Origin of the sequence: Hydrogenophaga palleronii, from assembly GCF_031457455.1 — a bacterium.
Classification (GTDB): domain Bacteria; phylum Pseudomonadota; class Gammaproteobacteria; order Burkholderiales; family Burkholderiaceae_C; genus Hydrogenophaga; species Hydrogenophaga palleronii_A.
On the sequence record NZ_JAVDWU010000003.1, the window covers coordinates 88,935 to 108,142 of the forward strand.

At 64.1% G+C, this 19,208-nt stretch carries 16 protein-coding genes; 10 read left to right on the forward strand and 6 right to left on the reverse strand.

The genetic code is table 11. The features are described from left to right. Positions 1 to 3 precede the first annotated feature (3 nt). From J2W49_RS08000 to J2W49_RS08020, 5 genes are all read right to left on the reverse strand, one after another. A complete protein-coding gene (locus J2W49_RS08000) occupies positions 4 to 573 on the reverse strand; it encodes a TOL_0243 family YfiR-like periplasmic protein (RefSeq protein ID WP_310314059.1) in 570 nt (189 codons plus the stop codon). A 14-nt stretch (positions 574 to 587) separates the two neighbouring features. After that, positions 588 to 2,987: a TonB-dependent siderophore receptor gene (locus J2W49_RS08005; RefSeq protein WP_310314062.1), complete on the reverse strand. Its 2,400-nt coding sequence runs from the start codon at positions 2,985 to 2,987 to the stop codon at positions 588 to 590. Positions 2,988 to 3,245: 258 nt separating this feature from the next. After that, positions 3,246 to 4,493: a pseudouridine synthase gene (locus J2W49_RS08010; RefSeq protein WP_310314065.1), complete on the reverse strand. Its 1,248-nt coding sequence runs from the start codon at positions 4,491 to 4,493 to the stop codon at positions 3,246 to 3,248. A gap of 35 nt (positions 4,494 to 4,528) precedes the next feature. Continuing rightward, positions 4,529 to 5,671, reverse strand: coding sequence for a DJ-1/PfpI family protein (locus J2W49_RS08015; RefSeq protein WP_310314068.1), 1,143 nt, complete (start codon positions 5,669 to 5,671; stop codon positions 4,529 to 4,531). Between the two features lie 89 nt (positions 5,672 to 5,760). Beyond that, positions 5,761 to 6,486, reverse strand: coding sequence for a Crp/Fnr family transcriptional regulator (locus J2W49_RS08020; protein WP_310314071.1), 726 nt, complete (start codon positions 6,484 to 6,486; stop codon positions 5,761 to 5,763). 169 nt (positions 6,487 to 6,655) lie between these two features. Here J2W49_RS08020 and J2W49_RS08025 point away from each other — a divergent pair, with 169 nt between their 5' ends. From J2W49_RS08025 to J2W49_RS08070, 10 genes are all read left to right on the forward strand, one after another. Then, positions 6,656 to 8,602, forward strand: a complete 1,947-nt coding sequence (locus tag J2W49_RS08025) for an AMP-dependent synthetase/ligase (RefSeq protein WP_310314073.1) — start codon at positions 6,656 to 6,658, stop codon at positions 8,600 to 8,602. After that, complete coding sequence (locus J2W49_RS08030; RefSeq protein WP_310314075.1) at positions 8,599 to 9,393, forward strand: ABC transporter ATP-binding protein; 795 nt, start codon at positions 8,599 to 8,601, stop codon at positions 9,391 to 9,393. The genes J2W49_RS08025 and J2W49_RS08030 overlap by 4 nt, the downstream gene beginning before the upstream one ends. A 16-nt stretch (positions 9,394 to 9,409) precedes the next feature. Then, the gene (locus J2W49_RS08035) at positions 9,410 to 10,339 is read left to right on the forward strand and encodes a branched-chain amino acid ABC transporter permease (RefSeq protein ID WP_310314078.1); all 930 of its coding nucleotides are present in this window, start codon (positions 9,410 to 9,412) and stop codon (positions 10,337 to 10,339) included. 155 nt (positions 10,340 to 10,494) lie between these two features. Next, complete coding sequence (locus tag J2W49_RS08040; protein WP_310314081.1) at positions 10,495 to 11,571, forward strand: branched-chain amino acid ABC transporter permease; 1,077 nt, start codon at positions 10,495 to 10,497, stop codon at positions 11,569 to 11,571. Positions 11,572 to 11,809: 238 nt separating this feature from the next. Further along, complete coding sequence (locus J2W49_RS08045) at positions 11,810 to 13,147, forward strand: ABC transporter substrate-binding protein (protein WP_310314084.1); 1,338 nt, start codon at positions 11,810 to 11,812, stop codon at positions 13,145 to 13,147. Between the two features lie 231 nt (positions 13,148 to 13,378). Then, the gene (locus tag J2W49_RS08050; protein ID WP_310314087.1) at positions 13,379 to 14,188 is read left to right on the forward strand and encodes an ABC transporter ATP-binding protein; all 810 of its coding nucleotides are present in this window, start codon (positions 13,379 to 13,381) and stop codon (positions 14,186 to 14,188) included. Between the two features lie 154 nt (positions 14,189 to 14,342). Further along, on the forward strand, positions 14,343 to 15,599 hold the full coding sequence (locus tag J2W49_RS08055; RefSeq protein ID WP_310314090.1) for a phenylacetate--CoA ligase family protein: 1,257 nt from the start codon (positions 14,343 to 14,345) through the stop codon (positions 15,597 to 15,599). A 320-nt stretch (positions 15,600 to 15,919) separates the two neighbouring features. Beyond that, positions 15,920 to 16,903, forward strand: coding sequence for a tripartite tricarboxylate transporter substrate-binding protein (locus tag J2W49_RS08060; RefSeq protein ID WP_310314092.1), 984 nt, complete (start codon positions 15,920 to 15,922; stop codon positions 16,901 to 16,903). A gap of 161 nt (positions 16,904 to 17,064) precedes the next feature. Then, positions 17,065 to 17,436: a hypothetical protein gene (locus tag J2W49_RS08065; RefSeq protein WP_310314095.1), complete on the forward strand. Its 372-nt coding sequence runs from the start codon at positions 17,065 to 17,067 to the stop codon at positions 17,434 to 17,436. Continuing rightward, positions 17,433 to 18,422 carry a tripartite tricarboxylate transporter substrate binding protein gene (locus J2W49_RS08070; RefSeq protein ID WP_310314098.1) on the forward strand — a complete coding sequence of 330 codons (990 nt, stop codon included), beginning with the start codon at positions 17,433 to 17,435 and terminating at the stop codon, positions 18,420 to 18,422. Before J2W49_RS08065 ends, J2W49_RS08070 begins: the two co-directional genes overlap by 4 nt. 306 nt (positions 18,423 to 18,728) lie before the next feature. On the opposite strand, the gene J2W49_RS08075 is transcribed toward J2W49_RS08070, so the two are convergent. Next, complete coding sequence (locus J2W49_RS08075; protein WP_310314101.1) at positions 18,729 to 19,055, reverse strand: DUF1840 domain-containing protein; 327 nt, start codon at positions 19,053 to 19,055, stop codon at positions 18,729 to 18,731. Positions 19,056 to 19,208: the final 153 nt, after the last annotated feature.

Consider the following 19,208-nt stretch of genomic DNA (forward strand, 5'->3'; position numbering starts at 1 on the left):
CAACTACCTCATCTTCCGGACCACACCGTTGTCGAGCACCTCGCTGGAGACTTCCAGCATGCGGGTCTGAATGGTCAGCGCCGCGATGCGGGCCTGATCCAGGTTGATGCTCAGACGCACCCTGTCGTCGACCTGAAAACGGATGGTGCCTCCTTCGCGCAGAAATTCCGGCGCATCACCCACCGTCAGGATCGGCTTGTTCTTCAACTTATCGAGGGCGGCTCGGCGCCTGGCATCGTCCTTGTCGCTGAGAAAAACCATCTGGCACGTCGGCAGCTGATCCAGCGTTTCGGCGCGGAACACTTCAAATGAGCGTCCTTGCTCCGTGCGGCCCTGCAGGCTCGTTTCCAGAATGTCACCAAAAGGATCCGGCCCAAGGACGCAGATGTGCCAGGGCGTGCTGCTGTCGGGAAAGGCGTTGGCCGGCCAGCTGACGTAATGGGCGAAATTGCGCAGAAACGCGGCCTTGACCCGGTTCGGGTTGGCTGGCGCCAGATCCTGGCTGGCGACCAGACCGGGCAGGTACCACATCCACAACAGCGCAATGACCCACAGACGGAGGTTGGTTCTCATGGATTTGCTCGGCATCAGAACCTCGCCACGTAGGTGAGCTGGAACTCGCGGGGGCGTCCGCGCGTGCTTTGCGAGGGCCGGTACTTCTCGTCGCGGAGGTTCTTGCCCATGAGGTCGACACTCATCCGTCGGCCAAACGACTGCCAGGCGTAGCCGATGCCGGCATTGATGAGCGTGTAGGTCTGGCGGGACGAGGCCGGACTGTCCGGCAGGATCGTCTGGTCGCGCACGAAGTTGGCGCCGCCGACGAGGTAGAGCCCATGCAACCCGGGCTGCGTGAAGTTGTAGCGCGTCCAGAGGTTGGCGAGATGCGGCGCGCTCATCTGCAAGGGTGCGTTGTGGAAGCGCAGCACGTTCTTGTAGTTCGTCCGTCCTGAAGCGTCGAGCGTGGCCGGATCCTGGGCCAGGATCGCGGCATCGTTGCCACTGAACTCGGTGATGCGGGCCTTCATGCGGCTGTAAGAGAAGTACAGCTGCCAGTTGTCGGTAAGCGCGGCCGTCGTGTCCAGTTCGAAGCCGCGCGAGCGCTGTTCGCCGCTCTGCACGTTGTAGATGACCACACTGCCCTGCGCATCCGTGACGGCCAGGTCATTGACGATGTTCCTGTTGCGGATGTCGAAGTACGTGAGCGTGCCGGAGAGACGGCCATCGAACAGATCGGCCTTGAGGCCGACGTCGTGGCCCCGGCCCCGGGTGGGTTCTGCCGCTCTGCTTGTCCCGTCGGGGTTGCGCAGGATCTGTGTACCAGGAACAAAGGATTCGGCGTAGGAGGCGAATGCAGAGAGCCCCGGGGTGAACTTGTACAACACGCCGTATTGAGGGGTCACCGCACTGGCGGTGATTTTTTCCTGGGACACCCCCGTCAGGTGGTTGTCGAGCTGGCTCTCGGTTGCGGTTCTGCGCCAGCCTGCGAGCACCAGCAGGCGATCGTCGAAGAAGCCAAAGGTCGAGCCGCCATAGATCGACTTGTCGACATAGTCGGTGCGCGTGTCGGTCGCGTTCTCCGTCAGCGCGGAACGTGGGATCGAGACGTGGCGGTTCCAGGTGGAAGGATCGCTCAGGTCCCACAGCGGCAGCGGCGACGCCGTGGGATCGCTGCCGAGTGCCGGGTCGTTGGGCGCCTGTGCGGCCCAGTTGTCGAAGCGGCGGCGGCTGTATTGCCCACCGACCAGCAGGCGCAGGCTGGTTTCGCCCAGCTGGTATTTGCCGACGGCATGGGCCCCCAGGGTGTCGTCGGCATTGGTGTACGTCTGGCCCCGCAGGCGGCGGCCCTGCAGGCGCGTGGCATTGTTGGCCATGCCGAGGTTGCCGGAGAAAAGCGCATCGATCTCATACGACTGGCGGGCATAACCCGCGCGCAGGTTCCAGCGGTCATCTGCCTTGAAGTCGATCCAGGCGCTCGTTGACCGGGTCTTGCTGCGGCGGTAGTCCGCGTAGGACATGCTGTTCCAGTTGTCCGGCAGGCCGGGCACGTCGACACCGGAAAGGTTCGGGTCGGCCGGGGACGGCGCGATACCGCTCTGTGTGTTGTAGCCGGGTTTCTGCATGACCTGCGGCGTTTCGGTCTTGTCGAATGCCTCGTACTTGAGCGACACACTGAGGCGTTCGGTGGGCTGCCAGAGCAGGGAGGGCGCGATGTTCCGGGAATGGGCGTCGTAGGGCTTCCAGTAGTCGATGTCCTGATCGTAGGAGGCCGCGATACGGTAGAAGAGCGTTTCCGTGGCCGGGCCGGTCACGTCGGCTTCCACACGGTGTTGACCGTAGGAGCCCGTCCGCGCCTCGGCCCTGGCGGAAAACGTGCGCTGCGGGTTTTTGGTGATGACGTTGACGATGCCGCCCGGAGCCACTTGCCCATAAAGAAACGAAGCCGGCCCCTTGACGACTTCCACGCGCGAAAGGTTGGTGAAGTCGAAGATCGAGGGGCCGTAGAAGCCATCGCGCAAGACCTGAACATTGCCGGGCGTGGCGCTCACGGCGAAGCCGCGGATGGCGAGGTTGGCGTTGCCCTCGTTGAAGTCGTTGCTGCGGTAGGTGACGCCCGGCGAGTAGCGCGCGATGTCGAAGAGGTTCTGCGGCTTCTGGTCCTGGATGAAGGACTGGGTGAACGCCTGGATGGCGAACGGCAGATCGCGGATCGGCGCATCGAAGCGGGAGCCTGATACCGAATTCGAGGCGCGGTAACCCCGGTCCAGATGGGTGGAGACCTCGAAGGGGGAAACCCTGACGTTGACCAACTCTGCGATGTCCATGTCGGCCACGTCTGTGGCCGGACGCCCTGACGATTCGACGGCCAAGGCTTCGGGCAATGCCCACAGCAACAAGCCGGGTGTCAGAACGAGCGCGACCCGACCGGACATACAGAAGATGCGCTGCGCCAAGCCCTTCGAGAGCCGGGGTGCCTTCATCTTGGTCATGATCGGTCTCCTCGGTTCGGTCTTGCCACGCGTCAACCTCGAATGCTCGGCGCCTCACCGCCGAGCTCTGCAGCGCACTGTTTCACCTGTTACAAGCCAAGTATCCACCCGGCGGCGCGTTTACACAATGTCGAGATCCAGGGTCGCATGGCCTGCATGCGTAAATGCAAAATCGCCCGGACCGTGACAGCTTCACCCGCTGGGCTGCGCCAAACGCCGCCAGCGAGGCCCGAAGCTCGCAGCGGCCAGCGCCGACATTCAGAACGACTCCTCTGCCCCCAGATAGCGCCACTGCCCCACCGGCAGATTGCCCAGCACCACCTTGCCGATGCGGATGCGCTTGAGGCCCACCACGTGCAGGCCCACCTGTTCGCACATGCGGCGGATCTGGCGCTTCTTGCCTTCCTTGAGGATGAAGCGCAGTTGCTCGGGGTTCATCCAGTCGACCTGCGCGGGCTTCAAGGGCTGGTCGTCCAGGCTCAGCCCGTGGCGCAGCAGGGCGAGTTTGTCGGCGGGGAAGACGGCCTGCACGTTCTGTGTGACCACGCCCGCGCCTTGCGGGCCGTTGGGCGCCCAGTGCACGCGCACCAGGTATTCCTTTTCGATGCCGCTGCTCTCGCCGATCAACTGGCGCGCAATGCGGCCGTCTTGCGTGAGCACGAGCAGGCCGACGGAGTCGATGTCGAGCCGGCCGCAAGGAGCGAGGCCGCGGGTGTGTTCGGGGGCGAAGCGGCGGTTGTCGGCCGGGTGGCGGGCATCGCCACGCCACTGGCTGGGCGCGCCGATCAGGGTGGCGGCGGCTTCGTGGCCGTCTTCGGGCTGGCCGCTCACATAGCCCATGGGCTTGTGCAGCAGGATGGTGACCTGCCCAGCCTGCTGGTGGCGGGCCTGCGGCAGCACCTCCACCTGGGCGTCGGGCGCCACGGGCATGCCCATGACCGCGGGCTCGCCATTGACCAGCACCCAGCCGCGCGCGATCCATTCGTCGGCTTCGCGGCGCGAACACAGGCCGAGGTCGGCCATGCGTTTGTTGAGGCGGATTTCGCCACGCACGTTGCCGACGCGGGCGAGGTCGGGCCGGTGGGGTTGGGAGGGGCGCGGTGCGGCGGTAGGTGTTCGTTGCGGGCGGTCTGTGCCATAGGGCGGGTCGGCTCGGCGAGGGGCTGGACGCTCGTTCCAGTTGCGGTCGCTGTCGCGTGCCGCCTCAGGTGGGCCGGACCGAGGACGGTCGCCGGTGGGTCGCGGGCCTACAGGCCGGTCGCTGGCTGGCCGGTCTGCGCCATAACGCGGACGCTCATTGCGATCAACCTCGGGGCCTGCGCGCCTGCCGCCGGAGCCTTGAGCGGGCTCACGCGGCGGTTTGGGTGCCGAGGCGGACACGCTTTTGGCACGGGCCGGGCCGGGCGGACGCACGGGGGCGCGGCGTGGCGCAAACGGATCGGTGGGTTTCTTTTTGGAGGCTGCCGGCGTGAGCTTGAGCGTGCCGGGCTTCTTGTCGGTGGTCATGGGGGGATCATCCCAGATTGGATGTACCAACGGCTTCAGTTACCGATGTACTCCATCTGCAACGCCACCCAGGCCGCGGTGCGCGGGCCGTAGTCGGCCTCGATGCCCTTGAGCGCCTGGTCGAGCGCCTGCAGCGGACGCGCTTCGTCAAGAGGCGGCAGCAGGCGACGGGGTGCGTCCTTGCCGGCAACACGATCGGGAATGATGGTGAGGCCGCGCCGGGTCTTGAAAGACCCCGGCTGCGGCGCGACGGTGTAGGCCGTGGAGCGGTAGGTGGCCGAGTAGACCTCGGCCTGCAGGGCCAGCGCGATCTCGTCGACACCGGGCGCCACCGCAATGCCCACGTCTTCGTGTGCCCAGAACGACAGGAAGTTGCCCGCCACGGTGAACTTGTGACGCCACGCGAACTGGAAGCGCTGGCTGGAATGGGCTGGCGACAGGGAAGCCTCACTGCCGCCCAGCGAAGCGGCCACGCCGGTGGCGCGGCCAGTTCCCGCAATGGCTTCGACCAAGGCAAATGAGACAGGTATGGTCGCGGTCACGCCGGTGGTGGTGATGAGCTTGCCATCGGCGACATAGCGCCGGTCGGTCTGCCAATCGGTCTGTGGAAATTTCTTGCGCAGATCCTGGAAGGCGTACCAGTGGCCGGTGGCTTTGCGGCCATTGAGCAGGCCCGCGCGCGCCAGTACCCACACGCCGTCGCACACACCCACGATGGTGGCACCCTTGCGCGCCTGCGCCGTGACCCAGGCGATGAGCGTGGGGTCGTCGTCGCGGTGGACGGCGGGCACGATGACGTAGTCGGCCCCATCGGGGAAGCGGCTGTCGAACGCCGCGGTGGTGGCCTGCGGCTCAACCTTCAACGGGGCCGGAAACATGCGGATCGGCCCAGGCTGCGTGGCCAGGGCCCACACCTCGGCCACCCCTGAGTCCGCGAGAATGCCGTAGGGCACCACGTAGTCGGTGAGTTCGGTGTAGTGGTTTTCGCCCACCACGGCGACCACTGGCCGGGTGCGCCCAAACCGCGGCTCGTACGCGGGCAGACGCTGAGCAGCGACGGCGGACGGGCGATCGGGAGCAGGCAATTCTGCGACCGCAACCTGTGCGTCCTGTGCGGTGACGCTGCAGGCGGTGCTGCCCATCAGCAGAAACGCAAATAACAGAATGAAGCGGCTCATGACTCCCCTGACTCAAGATGGTGAGGCGGTAGTTTGCCTTGCTTGCGCATCACGAACATGCCAAACCTTCGAACGGATGGCAAATGGCATCAAGAATTCAGATCTCCCGTGCGTAACGCCTGCAGATCCAGCACCCGCAATCCCCCGTACTCCACCCGGATCCAGCCCTTGGCAGACAGCGTGGACAGCGCCTCGTTGACGCGCTGGCGCGACAGGCCCACCAAGTAGGCCAGTTCTTGCTGGGTGATGCGCAGAACACCGCCCACGTTGGGTGAGAGCAGCGGATGAAACAGGGCGGCGAGGTTGCGGGCGACGCGCAGATCCGGGCTGGAAATGCGGTCGATTTCGCGCGCGGCGATGAACTGGCCCAGGCGCTCGTTGAGTTGGTGCATGACGAAGCGGTTGAAACCCAGGGAGTGGTCGAGCAGCCAGTCGAAAGTTTCCACCGGCAGGCCGGCCACGCGGCTTTTGCGCAGGGCCTGGATGTTGTAGCGGTATTGCTCGTGCTTGAGCACCGTGCCTTCACCAAACCACCCGCCCGGGGCCACGCCGGTGAAGGTGATGACGGGGCCCATGGAGTCGTCGTTGCTCATCTTGAGCAGACCGTCCACCAGACCGAACCAATAGGTCACGGGCCGTCCGATACGGCAGATGTAGTCGCCGGCCTGGGTCTCGGTGACGACGAGGGCGTTGATGGCGCGTTCGCGCTCGGGCTCGGTGAGTCCGATCAGCCACGGGATCTCGGCCAGCTCTTTGTCGGTGGGGGTGCGGGCGCGTTCGCGCAGCGCGCGCAGCGAGGGGGAAGCAGCTTGCATGGGGTTGATCCCTACGGGAAAGTCCTAGGCAGAAAACCCCGGGATTGTCGTCGGACGGACAACATAACGTCAAACAGAGGCCTACCATGCGCAGCAGAACGACACATTGTTGAACGGGTCAGTGGAACCAGCGAGTGCTGGCTCCCGGCCCCGGACGCAGGAGACACGCATGCAAACGACTTTTCCCCGGCTCTTGCTGGACCACGCGCAGCAGCGCCCTGACGCGCCGGCCATGCGTGAGAAGGAATACGGCATCTGGCAGACCACCACCTGGGCCGGCATGGCGAAGCTGGTGGAAGCCATCGCCTGCGGCCTGCACCAGGCCGGTCTGCAGCGCGGCGAGCACATGGTGGTGATCGGTGCGAACCGTCCACGCCTGTACGCCACCATGCTGGCGGCGCAGTCCATCGGTGCCATTCCGGTGCCGCTGTACCAGGACGCGGTGGGCGCCGAATGCGTGTTCCCCATCAACAACGCCGATGTGCGCTTCGCCGTGGTGGAAGACCAGGAGCAGGTCGACAAGATGCTGGAGATCCGCGACCGCTGCCCGCAACTCGCCCACATCTATTTCGACGACCCTCGCGGCCTGCGCAACTACGACCAGCCCGGTCTGAGCTCGCTGGAGGAGCTGATGGCGGCGGGCGAGGCCTTTGCCAAGCTGCACCCGCAGGTGTTCCGCGAACAGGTGGCCATGGCCAGCCCGGACGACGTGGCCGCGATGTTTTTCACCTCCGGCACCACCGGCAACCCCAAGGGCGTGGTGCACACGCACAACACGCTGATCGACCGCGGCGCAGTGGGCGCCCGCTTTGACAAGCTCACCCCCAAGGACGAGGTGCTGGCCTACCTGCCCCCGGCGTGGATCGGGCAGAACATTTTTTCCTATGCGCAGTGGCTGGTGGCCGGCTACGTGGTGAACTGCCCGGAGTCGGGCGCCACCGTCACCATCGACCTGAAGGAGGTGGGGCCCACCTACTACTTCGCACCGCCGCGCGTGTTCGAGGGCCTGCTCACCAGCGTGATGATCCGCATGGAGGACGCCGGCCTGCTCAAGCGCAAGATGTTCCACTACTTCATGGACGTGGCACGCCGCGTGGGCCCGGACAAGCTCGACGGCAAGTCGGTTGGCCTGGTGGATTCGATCAAATACGCGCTGGGCAACGCCCTGGTGTACGGCCCGCTGCGCAACAGCCTGGGCTTCAGCCGCGTGCGCGTGGCCTACACCGCCGGTGAGGCCATCGGCCCCGACCTGTTCAGCTTCTACCGCTCGATCGGCATCAACCTCAAGCAGCTCTACGGCTCCACTGAAACTGCGGTGTTCGTGTGCCTGCAGCCCGACAACGAAGCCCGCGCCGATACCGTGGGCGTGCCCTGTGAAGGTGTGGAGATCAAGCTGTCCGACACCGGGGAAATCCTGGTGAAGTCGCCCGGCCTGCTCAAGGGCTACTACAAGAACCCCGAAGCAACGTCCGAGGTGCTCACGGCCGATGGCTGGTACCACACCAGCGACGCCGGTTTCATCGACGCATCGGGTCACCTGAAGATCATCGACCGCGTGAAAGACGTGGGCCGCATCAAGGGTGGCGCACACGACGGCGCCATGTTTGCGCCCAAGTACGTGGAGAACAAACTCAAGTTCTTCTCGCACATCAAGGAAGCCGTGGCCTACGGCGACCAGCGCGAGAAGGTGTGCGTGATGATCAACATCGACTTCGATGCCGTGGGCAACTGGGCCGAGCGGCGCAACCTGCCCTACGCCGGCTACACCGATCTGGCACAAAAGCCCGAGGTGTACGAACTGATTCGCGAGTGCGTGGAGAAGGTCAATGCCGACCTCAGCCGCGACGAACTGCTGGCGGGCAGCCAGATCAGCCGCTTCCTGGTGCTGCACAAGGAGCTGGACGCCGACGATGGCGAACTGACCCGCACCAACAAGGTCCGCCGCGGCTTCATTGCCGAGAAATACGGCGTCCTGGTGAGCGCCCTGTATGGCGACCAGAAAGAGCAGTACATCGAGACCCAGGTGAAGTTCGAGGATGGCCGCACAGGCTCCGTCAGTGCCACGCTCAAGGTGGACGACGCCAGGACATTCACCCCTGTGAAGGCGGCCGCATGACAAAAAAAATAGGCGACGTCATTCTGGACGTCAACAACATCAGCTTGCGCTTCGGCGGTGTCAAGGCGCTGACCGACATCAGCTTCGATGTGCGCGAACACGAGGTGCGCGCCATCATCGGCCCCAACGGTGCCGGCAAGAGCTCGATGCTCAACTGCATCAACGGCGTGTACCAGCCACAGGAAGGCACGATCAGCTTTCGGGGCCAGACCTTCAAGCACATGAACAGCCGGCAGGTGGCCGAAATGGGCATCGCCCGCACCTTCCAGAACCTGGCGCTGTTCAAGGGCATGAGCGTGATCGACAACATCATGACGGGCCGCAACCTGCGCATCAAGAGCAACCTGTTTGCCCAGGCGTTTCGCAATCCCTTCGGCATCGGCGGTGCACAGAAAGAAGAAGAGGCCAACCGCGAGTTCGTTGAACACATCATCGACTTCCTCGAAATCCAGGCGCATCGCAAGACCCCGGTCGGTCAGTTGCCCTACGGCCTGCAGAAGCGCGTGGACCTCGGGCGGGCGCTGGCGATGGAGCCGCAGGTGCTGTTGCTCGACGAGCCCATGGCCGGCATGAACCTGGAAGAGAAGCAGGACATGAGCCGTTTCATTCTGGATGTGAACGACGAGTTCGGCACCACCATCGTGCTGATCGAGCACGACATGGGCGTGGTCATGGACATCTCCGACCGCGTCGTGGTGCTTGACTACGGCAAGAAGATCGGCGACGGCACACCTGAAGAAGTGCGCAACAACGAAGAAGTCATCAGCGCCTACCTCGGTACGAGCCACTGAACAGGGAGACAACCAGATGGCATTCTTTTTAGAGACTCTGCTTGGTGGCCTCATGGCCGGCATGCTGTATTCGCTGGTGGCGCTGGGCTTTGTGCTGATCTACAAGGCTTCGGGTGTCTTCAACTTCGCGCAAGGCGCAATGGTGTTGTTTGCGGCACTTGCCATGGCCCGCTTCTCGGGGTGGATTCCCGGCTGGCTGGGCATTGAGGACAAGTTCCTGGGCAATCTGATCGCCTTCATCCTGGCGGGCGCGCTCATGTTCGTGCTGGCCTGGCTGATCGAGCGCCTGGTGCTGCGCCATCTGGTCAATCAGGAAGGCGTGACGCTGCTGATGGCCACGCTGGGCATCACCTACTTCCTCGACGGACTGGGTCAGACCATCTTCGGCTCCGACATCTACCAGATCGACGTGGGCATGCCCAAGGACCCGATCTTCCTGTTCGAGGGCGTATTTGAAGGTGGTGTGCTGGTCAACCTGGAAGACGTGTACGCCGCCTGCGTGGCCGCGCTGCTGGTGATGGTGCTTTCGCTGTTCTTCCAGAAAACCGGCACCGGCCGTGCACTGCGCGCAGTCGCCGACGACCACCAGGCAGCCCAATCCATCGGCATTCCGCTCAACCGCATCTGGGTGATCGTGTGGTTCGTGGCCGGCATCACCGCGCTGGTGGCCGGGATCATCTGGGGCTCGAAGATGGGCGTGCAGTTTTCGCTCACCACCGTGGCCCTGCGCGCCCTGCCCGTGATCATCCTGGGCGGCCTGACTTCGGTGCCCGGCGCCATCATCGGCGGCCTGATCATCGGCGTGGGTGAAAAACTTTCCGAGGTGTACCTGGGCCCGTACGTGGGCGGGGGCATCGAGATCTGGTTTGCGTATGTGCTCGCGCTCGTCTTCCTGCTGTTCAGGCCACAAGGACTGTTCGGCGAAAAAATCATTGACCGAGTTTAGATATGAAGCACCCCCTGCGCCGCTTCGCGTCTTCCCCCTCTCTCGCCTTCGGCGGGAGGGGGACGCTCCCTGTGGCCCGGCAGAGCCGGTTCCACGGGAGCCAGGGACAAGGCACTTCTCGCCGGACACAGTGGACTACCGAGGAATAAAAGAACATGTTCTACAGAGAAAACGGTCAGTTCAAGACCTCCTACCGCACCGATCAGCAGATCTTCCCGATCGCGCAGGACCGCTGGCTCATCCTGGCCTTGATTGCGTTCGCCTTCATCGGCGTGCCGCTGCTGGTCGACGAATACATGTTCCGCGCCATCCTGATCCCGTTCCTGATTCTGGCGCTGGCCGCGCTGGGGGTGAACATCCTGGTGGGCTACTGCGGGCAGATCAGCCTGGGCTCGGGCGCCTTCATGGCGGTGGGTGCCTACATGGCCTACAACACCTATGTGCGCATCGAGGGCATGCCGCTGATCGTGGCATTGCTCGCAGGTGGCTTCTTCGCCACCCTGGTGGGTATGTTCTTCGGCATCCCCAGTCTTCGCGTCAAGGGCCTGTACCTGGCGGTGGCCACGCTGGCCGCGCAGTTTTTCTGCGACTGGGCCTTCCTGCGCATCGGCTGGTTCACCAACAACACGGCATCGGGTTCGGTATCGGTGTCCAACCTCAGCGTGCTGGGCTGGACCATCAACACCCCGGTCGAAAAATACCTCTTCTGCCTGGGTTTCCTGGTGGTGTTCGCGCTGCTGGCCAAAAACCTGGTGCGCTCGGCCATTGGCCGGGAGTGGATGGCCATTCGCGACATGGACGTGGCCGCTGCCGTGATCGGCATCCGCCCCATGTACGCCAAGCTCAGCGCCTTCGCCGTGAGCTCCTTCATCATCGGTGTGGCCGGTGGCCTGTGGGGCTTTGTTCACCTGGGCTCTTGGGAGCCTGCGGCCTTCTCCATCGACCGCTCGTTCCAGCTGCTGTTCATGGTGATCATCGGCGGCATGGGATCGATCATGGGCAGCTTCTTCGGTGCGGCCTTCATCGTGGTGCTGCCCATTTTCCTGAACCAGTTCCTGCCCTGGCTGGGCGGTCTGGTGGGTATGACCATTTCCACCGCAGCGATCTCGCACACCGAGTTCATGGTCTTCGGTGCGCTGATCGTGTGGTTCCTCATCGTGGAGCCCCATGGGTTGGCCAAGCTGTGGAGCATCGGCAAACAGAAGTTGCGGCTGTGGCCGTTTCCGCATTGACTATGAACACCCCCCTGCGCCGCTTCGCGTCTTCCCCCCTCTCTGGCGCCTTCGGCTTGGAGGGGGGACGCTCCCTGTGGCCCGGCAGAGCCGGTTCCACGGGAGCCCTGGATTTCAGGCACGCGCTTCGGAGAGACAGCGTTCTTGGTGAAGGTTTTTTGAGATGGTGAAAGCGGGTTCGGCCGTGTATTGCTTTCGTGGTGTTGTGTGTGTGTGAACTTCCTATAGGAGACAAGTGATGAAAATACGTAATCTGGTTCTGTCCGTGTCGGTGGCCTGTGCCGGGCTCTCGGCCGCGCTGGTCACCCCTGCCGCCATGGCCCAGGCCAAGGAGCAGTTCTTCCCGTCGCTGGTGTACCGCACCGGTGCCTATGCGCCCAACGGCGTGCCGTTTGCCAATGGCTATGCCGACTACCTCAAGCTCACCAATGCGCGTGGTGGCATCAATGGCGTGATGGTTTCTTTTGAAGAATGCGAAACCGGCTACGCCACCGATCGCGGTGTGGAGTGTTACGAGCGTCTGAAGGGCAAGAACGGTGGCGCCACGGTGTTCCAGCCGCTGTCCACCGGCATTACCTTCGCACTGACCGAAAAGGCCCCGGGCGACAAGATCCCGCTGATCACCGCCGGCTATGGCCGCAGCGAGTCGGCCGATGGCGGCGTGTTCAAGTGGAACTTCCCGATCGCCGGCACCTACTGGGTGGCGGCCGACGTGTTGATCCAGCACATCGCCAAGAAGGAAGGCGGCTACGACAAGCTCAAGGGCAAGAAGATCGCGCTGGTCTACCACGACAGCCCGTACGGCAAGGAGCCGATCCCGCTGTTGCAGGAGCGCGCCGCCATGCATGGCTTCCAGCTCAGCCTGTTGCCGGTGACGCACCCTGGCGTGGAGCAGAAAGCGACCTGGCTTCAGATCCGCCAGAACCGCCCCGACTACGTGCTCAACTGGGGCTGGGGTGTGATGAACTCCACCGCTCTGAAGGAAGCACAGGCCACCGGCTACCCGCGCGAGAAGATGTACGGCGTGTGGTGGGCCGGTGCAGAACCCGACGTGAAGGATGTGGGCGCGGGCGCCAAGGGCTACAACGCCATCACCATGCAGCACGGCACCGAAACAGGCTCGGCCGTGGTCAAGGAAATCCTGGACAAGGTGCACGCCAAAGGCCAGGGCACCGGGCCGAAGGAAGAAGTGGGCCAGGTGCTCTACATGCGGGGTCTCATGAGCGCCATGTTCGCGGTGGAGGGTGTTCGCGCCGCGCAGGAAAAGTACGGCAAGGGCAAAGTGGTCACCGGCGAACAGGCGCGCTGGGGCTATGAAAACCTCAACCTCACGCAGGCCAAGCTCGACGCGCTGGGCTTCAAGGGCGTGATGCGCCCGATCTCCACCAGTTGCCAGGACCACATGGGCGCCGCCTGGGCCCGCATCCACACCTGGGACGGCAGCAAGTGGGAGTTCAGCAGCGACTGGTACCAGGCCGATGAGCAGATCATCAAGCCGATGGTCAAGGCCGCGGCCGACAAGTACGCCGCCGAGAAGAAGCTGACCCGTCGCACGAGCGCCGACTGCACGAGCTAAGCCCACCCCCGCGCAAGACTTGACCCTCCCCCGCGCCGCGCCTGCGGCGCGTCACCCCCTCAAGGGGGCGACACCAGCGGCCCGGCAAAGCCGGTTCCGCGGTGTCTCTGGAAGGGGTCATTTCGCTCGCGGTGGATCTTTCCTCCGGCAACTGAATTCAGTTGCCATTTACAAGGCCGGCGTGCCGTGCCTTGTGAATGGTCCAGACAAGGGATCCATAAGGAACACATCATGAGTACTCCCAACATCGTTCTCAACGTCAACGGCATCGAGGTCATCTACAACCACGTCATTCTGGTGCTCAAGGGCGTTTCGCTCAACGTGCCCCAGGGCAAGATCGCGGCGGTGCTGGGCGGCAATGGCGCGGGCAAGACCACCACGCTGCGCGCCATCTCCAACCTGCTCAAGGCCGAACGGGGCGAGGTCACCAAGGGCAGCATCGAGCTGCGGGGCGAGCGCATTGAAAACCTCACACCGGCCGATCTGGTGAACCGGGGGGTGGTGCAGGTGATGGAAGGGCGGCACTGCTTTGCTCACCTCACCATTGAAGAGAACCTGCTCACCGGCTCGTACACCCGCAAGGACAAGGGCGAGATCGCGGCCAACCTGGAGAAGGTCTACAACTACTTCCCGCGGCTGAAGACGCGCCGCACCTCGCAGGCGGCCTACACCTCGGGCGGCGAACAGCAGATGTGCGCGATTGGTCGGGCCTTGATGACCAACCCCAGTGTGATGCTGCTCGATGAGCCCTCGATGGGCCTGGCACCGCAGATCGTGGAAGAGGTGTTCGAGATCGTCAAAGACCTCAACACCAAGGAAAAAGTCACCTTCCTGCTCGCCGAGCAGAACACCAACATGGCACTGCGCTATGCGGACTACGGCTACATCATGGAGTCGGGCCGCATCGTGATGGACGGCGCGGCCGAAGACCTTCGCAACAACGAAGACGTGAAGGAGTTCTACCTGGGCATGGGCGGAGGGGAACGCAAGAGCTTCAAGGATGTGAAGAGCTACAAGCGCAGAAAGCGTTGGTTGGCGTAGCCAACCAACGCGGCGCTTTCCGCAAGGACTTTCCCCACCCCCGCGCCGCCTTCGGCGTCACCCCCTCAAGGGGGCGATGCCAGCGGCCTGGCAGAGCCAGTTCCGCAGCATCTCTGGACAAAGACACCTCTCTCTCACTTTTGTGGTTTTCGACATGACCGACTACTTTGACGCACTGGAAACCCGCTCACCTGACCAGCGTGAGTCCGAGCTGATGGCATCGCTGGCGGGTCAGGTGGCGCATGCACAGGCACACAGTGCGGCGTACGCCGGCATCCTCGATGGCGTGCGCGCTGCCGATGTGAACAGCCGTGAGGCCCTGGCCCGATTGCCCGTGACGCGCAAGAGCGAGTTGCTGCAGCAGCAGAAGGCCTCGCGTGCGGCGGGCGGCGATCCGTTCGGGGGGTTTTCTGCGCTGGTGCGCGGCCCCCAGATGTCGCGGGTGTTCGCCTCCCCCGGTCCCATCTACGAACCCGAAGGCAGCACGCGCGACTACTGGCGTGCCGGGCGTGCCTTGTACGCCGCCGGGTTCCGATCCGGCGAGCTGGTCCACAACGCGTTCAGCTACCACATGACACCGGGCGCATTCATCCTGGAATCCGGCGCCCACGCCGTGGGCTGCACGGTGTTCCCTGCGGGCACCGGCCAGACCGAACAGCAGTTGGAAGCGATCGCCGAGTTGCAGCCCAATGGCTACACCGGCACGCCGAGCTTTTTGCGCATCCTGATCGAGAAGGCGAACGAGACCGGCACCGTCATCCACAGCCTGACCAAGGCCTCGGTCGGGGGGGAGGCCTGCCCGCCCAGCCTGACCAACTGGTTCAAACAACAGGGCGTGGCCGTGTACCAGACCTACGCCACCGCCGACCTGGGAATGGTGGCGTATGAGACCGCGGCGCGCGAAGGCCTGGTGCTGGACGAAGGCGTGATCGTGGAAATCGTGCGGCCCGGCACGGGCGACCCGGTGCCAGAGGGTGAAGTGGGCGAGCTGGTGGTGACCACGCTCAACCCGGCCTACCCGCTGATCCGCTTCGGCACCGGTGACCTCTCGGCCATGCTGCCGGGCCCCTGCCCGACCGGGCGCACCGCTCCGCGCATCAAGGGCTGGATGGGCAGGGCGGACCAGACCACCAAGGTCAAGGGCATGTTCGTGCATCCCGCCCAAGTGGCGGAAATCGCTCGCCGTTTCCCCGAAATTGTTCGCGTGCGACTGGTGGTCAGTGGCGAGATGGCCAACGATCAGATGATGCTGAAGGTGGAGACCGACGGCAGCCGCGCCGAAGGCCTGGAGCAGCGCGTGGGTGAGGCGATCCGTGAAGTCACCAAGCTTCGCGGGACGGTCGAACTGCTGAGCCCTGGCAGCCTGCCCAATGACGGCAAGGTGATTGAGGACGCCAGAAAGTATGAGTGACTCCCCCCTGCGCCGCTGACGCGGCTTCCCCCCTCTCTGGCGCGCCTTCGGCGCTTGGAGGGGGACGGCATCCTGGGCCGGCGGAGCCGTCCCTTGCTGCCCCTTGATAGAGGCATTTCGCGCCGGACATTCCTTGGTCCTGGGTAGAGGCACTGCGCGCCGGAAATTGGGTGGCATACCTCTTTGCTAGGGACGGCGAGCCAGGCTTCTTTGCGCCGAGTAGAGGGTTTTCCCCGGTGCAACGCTACGTAATTTCCGCGATTCCCCGTGTCTGGGCTGGGGATACGATTCCGTGTCCCGTTCAACCTAGGAGCCCACCCATGAAGAAGATCCTCACCCTGGCACTGACTGCTGCCGTGTCCGCCGGTGCATTTGCACAAGGCTTCCCGAGCAAGCCCATCACCATCGTGGTGCCATTCGCCGCTGGTGGCCCGACCGACACCGTGGCCCGCCAGCTGGCAGAAGCCCTGCGCGCCCCGCTGGGTGACGCCACCATCGTGGTGGAAAACGCTGCCGGCGCTGGTGGAACCATTGGTGCATCCAAAGTGGCCCGCGCCACTCCGGACGGTCACACCCTGCTTGTCTGGCACATCGGCATGGCTGCAACCGCCGGTCTGTACCGCAAGTTGCCCTACAAGCCTCTGGAGGATTTTGAGTACGTCGGCATGATCAACGACGTGCCCATGACCCTGCTGGGCTCGCCCAAGGTGCCCGCCAACACGTATCGCGATTTCGAGGCCTACATCCGTGCCAACGGCGGCAAGGTCAACCTCGCCCACGCCGGCCTGGGTTCTGCTTCGCACCTGTGCGGCCTGATGTGGCAGTCGGCCATGAAACTGGACAAGTCGCTCACCGCCATCGCCTACCGCGGCACGGCACCCGCCATGAACGATTTGATCGGTGGCCAGGTGGATCTGATGTGCGATCAGACCACCAACACCACCAGCCAGATCGAAGCCGGCCGCGTGAAAGGCTATGCCGTCACGACCGCCAAACGTCTGGACAGCCACAAGCTGCTCAAGGACTACCCCACGCTTCAGGAAATGGGCCTGAAGGACTTCAACCTCACCATCTGGCACGGTCTGTATGCGCCCAAGGGCACCCCGGCCGACGTGACCAAGAAGATCAACGACGCCCTCAAGGTTGCGCTGAAGGACCCCAAGTTCATCAAGGGCCAGGAAATGCTGGGCGCCGTGGTGGTCACCGACAACCGCGTGAATCCTGAGGGCCACAAGGCATTCGTGGCCGATCAGATCACCAAGCTCAAGACCGTGATTGATGCGGCTGGTCAGTACGCTGATTGACTTTGGCCCACCCCCGCCGCAGGGCTTTGCCCCACCCCCGCCGCGCTTCGCGCGACCCCCTCAAGGGGGCGACATCTGTGGCCCGGCAAAGCCGGTTCCACGATGTCTGCTGGATGGGGTACTTCTCTCCGGCGGTATCTGTTTCGGCGTGAGGCAGTGACATGATCCGGCTCCGTGTGGTGGACTCCATCACCGAATTGCAGCCCGCTGATGCGGGCTGCATTGCTTTGAGCGGTTCGCATGGGGGCTTGAGTTCGGCGCGTTATGCGCTGGCGGCGCGGCCGTTGTTGTCGGTGTTCAATGATGCGGGTGTGGGCCTGGATGACGCGGGCATTGCGGGCCTGGATTTCTTGCAGGCGCATGGGCTGGCGGCGTGTGCGGTGTCTCATATGAGCGCGCGAATCGGCCTGGCCGCCAGTACATTGGAGCGCGGTGTGGTCAGCCATGCCAACGCAGCCGCAGAGGCGCTCGGCATTCGCACCGGTCAAGCCCTGCGGTCTCAGATTGAACAACTCAGCAGGAGACCCGCATGAACTTCACCCGACGCACTTTGATGGCCCTCGCCGCAGCGGCGGCCCTGCCCGGCGCGGCGCTGGCACAGGGCAACTGGCCCACCAAGCCGGTGCGCATTGTCGTGCCCTTCGCACCCGGCGGCACCACCGACATCCTGGCCCGCGTGCTGGCCCCCGAGCTCTCCAAGGCGTTCGGGCAGCAGTTCATCGTGGACAACCGGGGCGGTGCCGGCGGCAACATCGGTGCCGACCACGTGGCCAAGGCAGACGCCGACGGCCACACCCTGCTCATGGGCACGGTGGGCACACATGGCATCAACAAGGCCCTGTACAGCAAGCTGCCCTATGACCCGCAGAAGGACTTTTCCCCCATCACCCTGGTGGCCGGTGTGCCCAATGTGATGGTGATGAACGCCGCGCGAGCAAAAGAACTCGGCATCAACACCGTGCCGGACTTCATTCGCTATGCCAAGGCCAACCCAGGCAAGCTCAACATGGCTTCCAGCGGCAACGGTACCTCCATCCATCTGGCGGGTGAGCTGTTCAAAGCCCAGACCGGCGTCTTCATGACGCACATTCCCTACCGGGGTTCGGGTCCGGCGGTGCGCGACCTCATTGGGGGCACCATGGACATGATGTACGACAACCTGCCATCGGCCATGCCTCACATCCAGGCCGGCAGCCTGAAAGCGTTCGCCGTGACCAGCGCCACGCGCTCACAGGCCCTGCCCGACATCCCCACCGTGGCCGAAGCCGCCAACCTGCCGGGTTTTGAAGCCAGCTCCTGGTTCGGCATGCTGGCGCCCGCCGGCACGCCCCCGGACATCGTGTCCCGCCTGCAGACCGAAATCGCCAAGGCATTGAAACTGCCCGAGATCAACACCCGCCTGGCGGGCCTCGGCGCGATACCCAGCGGCAACACGCCCCAGGAATTTGCCCGCCTGATCGACAGCGAAATTGCCAAATGGGCGCCTGTGGTGAAGGCGGCTGGAGCTAGAGTAGATTAACTCCCCCCTGCGCCGCTGACGCGGCTTCCCCCCTCTCTGGCGCGCCTGCGGCGCTTGGAGAGGGGACGGCATCTGGGGCCGGCAGAGCCGGACCCTTGCTGCCCCTGGACCTGAAGTCACTTCGCGCCGGGTGAGCGCCAGATCATCGAATTCCTGTGAACGCCGGACACCTCACCGGCGTGCGAGCTTGAATCAAGGGCTCCCGTGGAACCGGCTTTGCCGGGCCACAGGGTGCGTCCCCCCTCCAAGCGGCAAAGCCGCGCCAGAGAGGGGGGAAGCCGCGTCAGCGGCGCAGGGGGGAGTTCTCTACACCCCCCAGACGATTTCAACCCCAGCCTGCTCACAACGCTGCATCATCTCGATGAAGGGCGCGCTGCGCATGCGCAGGCTGACGTGATCGAATTCGGGCGGGGGTTCACCTTTGGCCTGAGCCTCTTCGCGCTGCCTTTTCTGGTCGGCCTCTTCCTGCACCACCGCATCGCGCAGGGCCTGCACGGCCGCCGGCATCTGTTGCGGCAGCACGATGCCCTGGGGCGCCGGGTCTTTGCCGATGATTTCGAGCACGCGCTTGCCGTGTGGCTTCAGCATCACGAGATCCCCGGTTTCACGGGACTTGAATCGGTAGACGGACATGTTGGATCTCCTTGTGTGTTCGGACCATTCTTGCATCAACTCTGCATCAAGGATGCTTGATCGGGCCATCAACGCCCACGGATTGACCGATCCATTCTGTCCCTGTCCCCGCAGAGGGTCAACATCGACCGACGCTCCCCCTCGGTTCGGCAA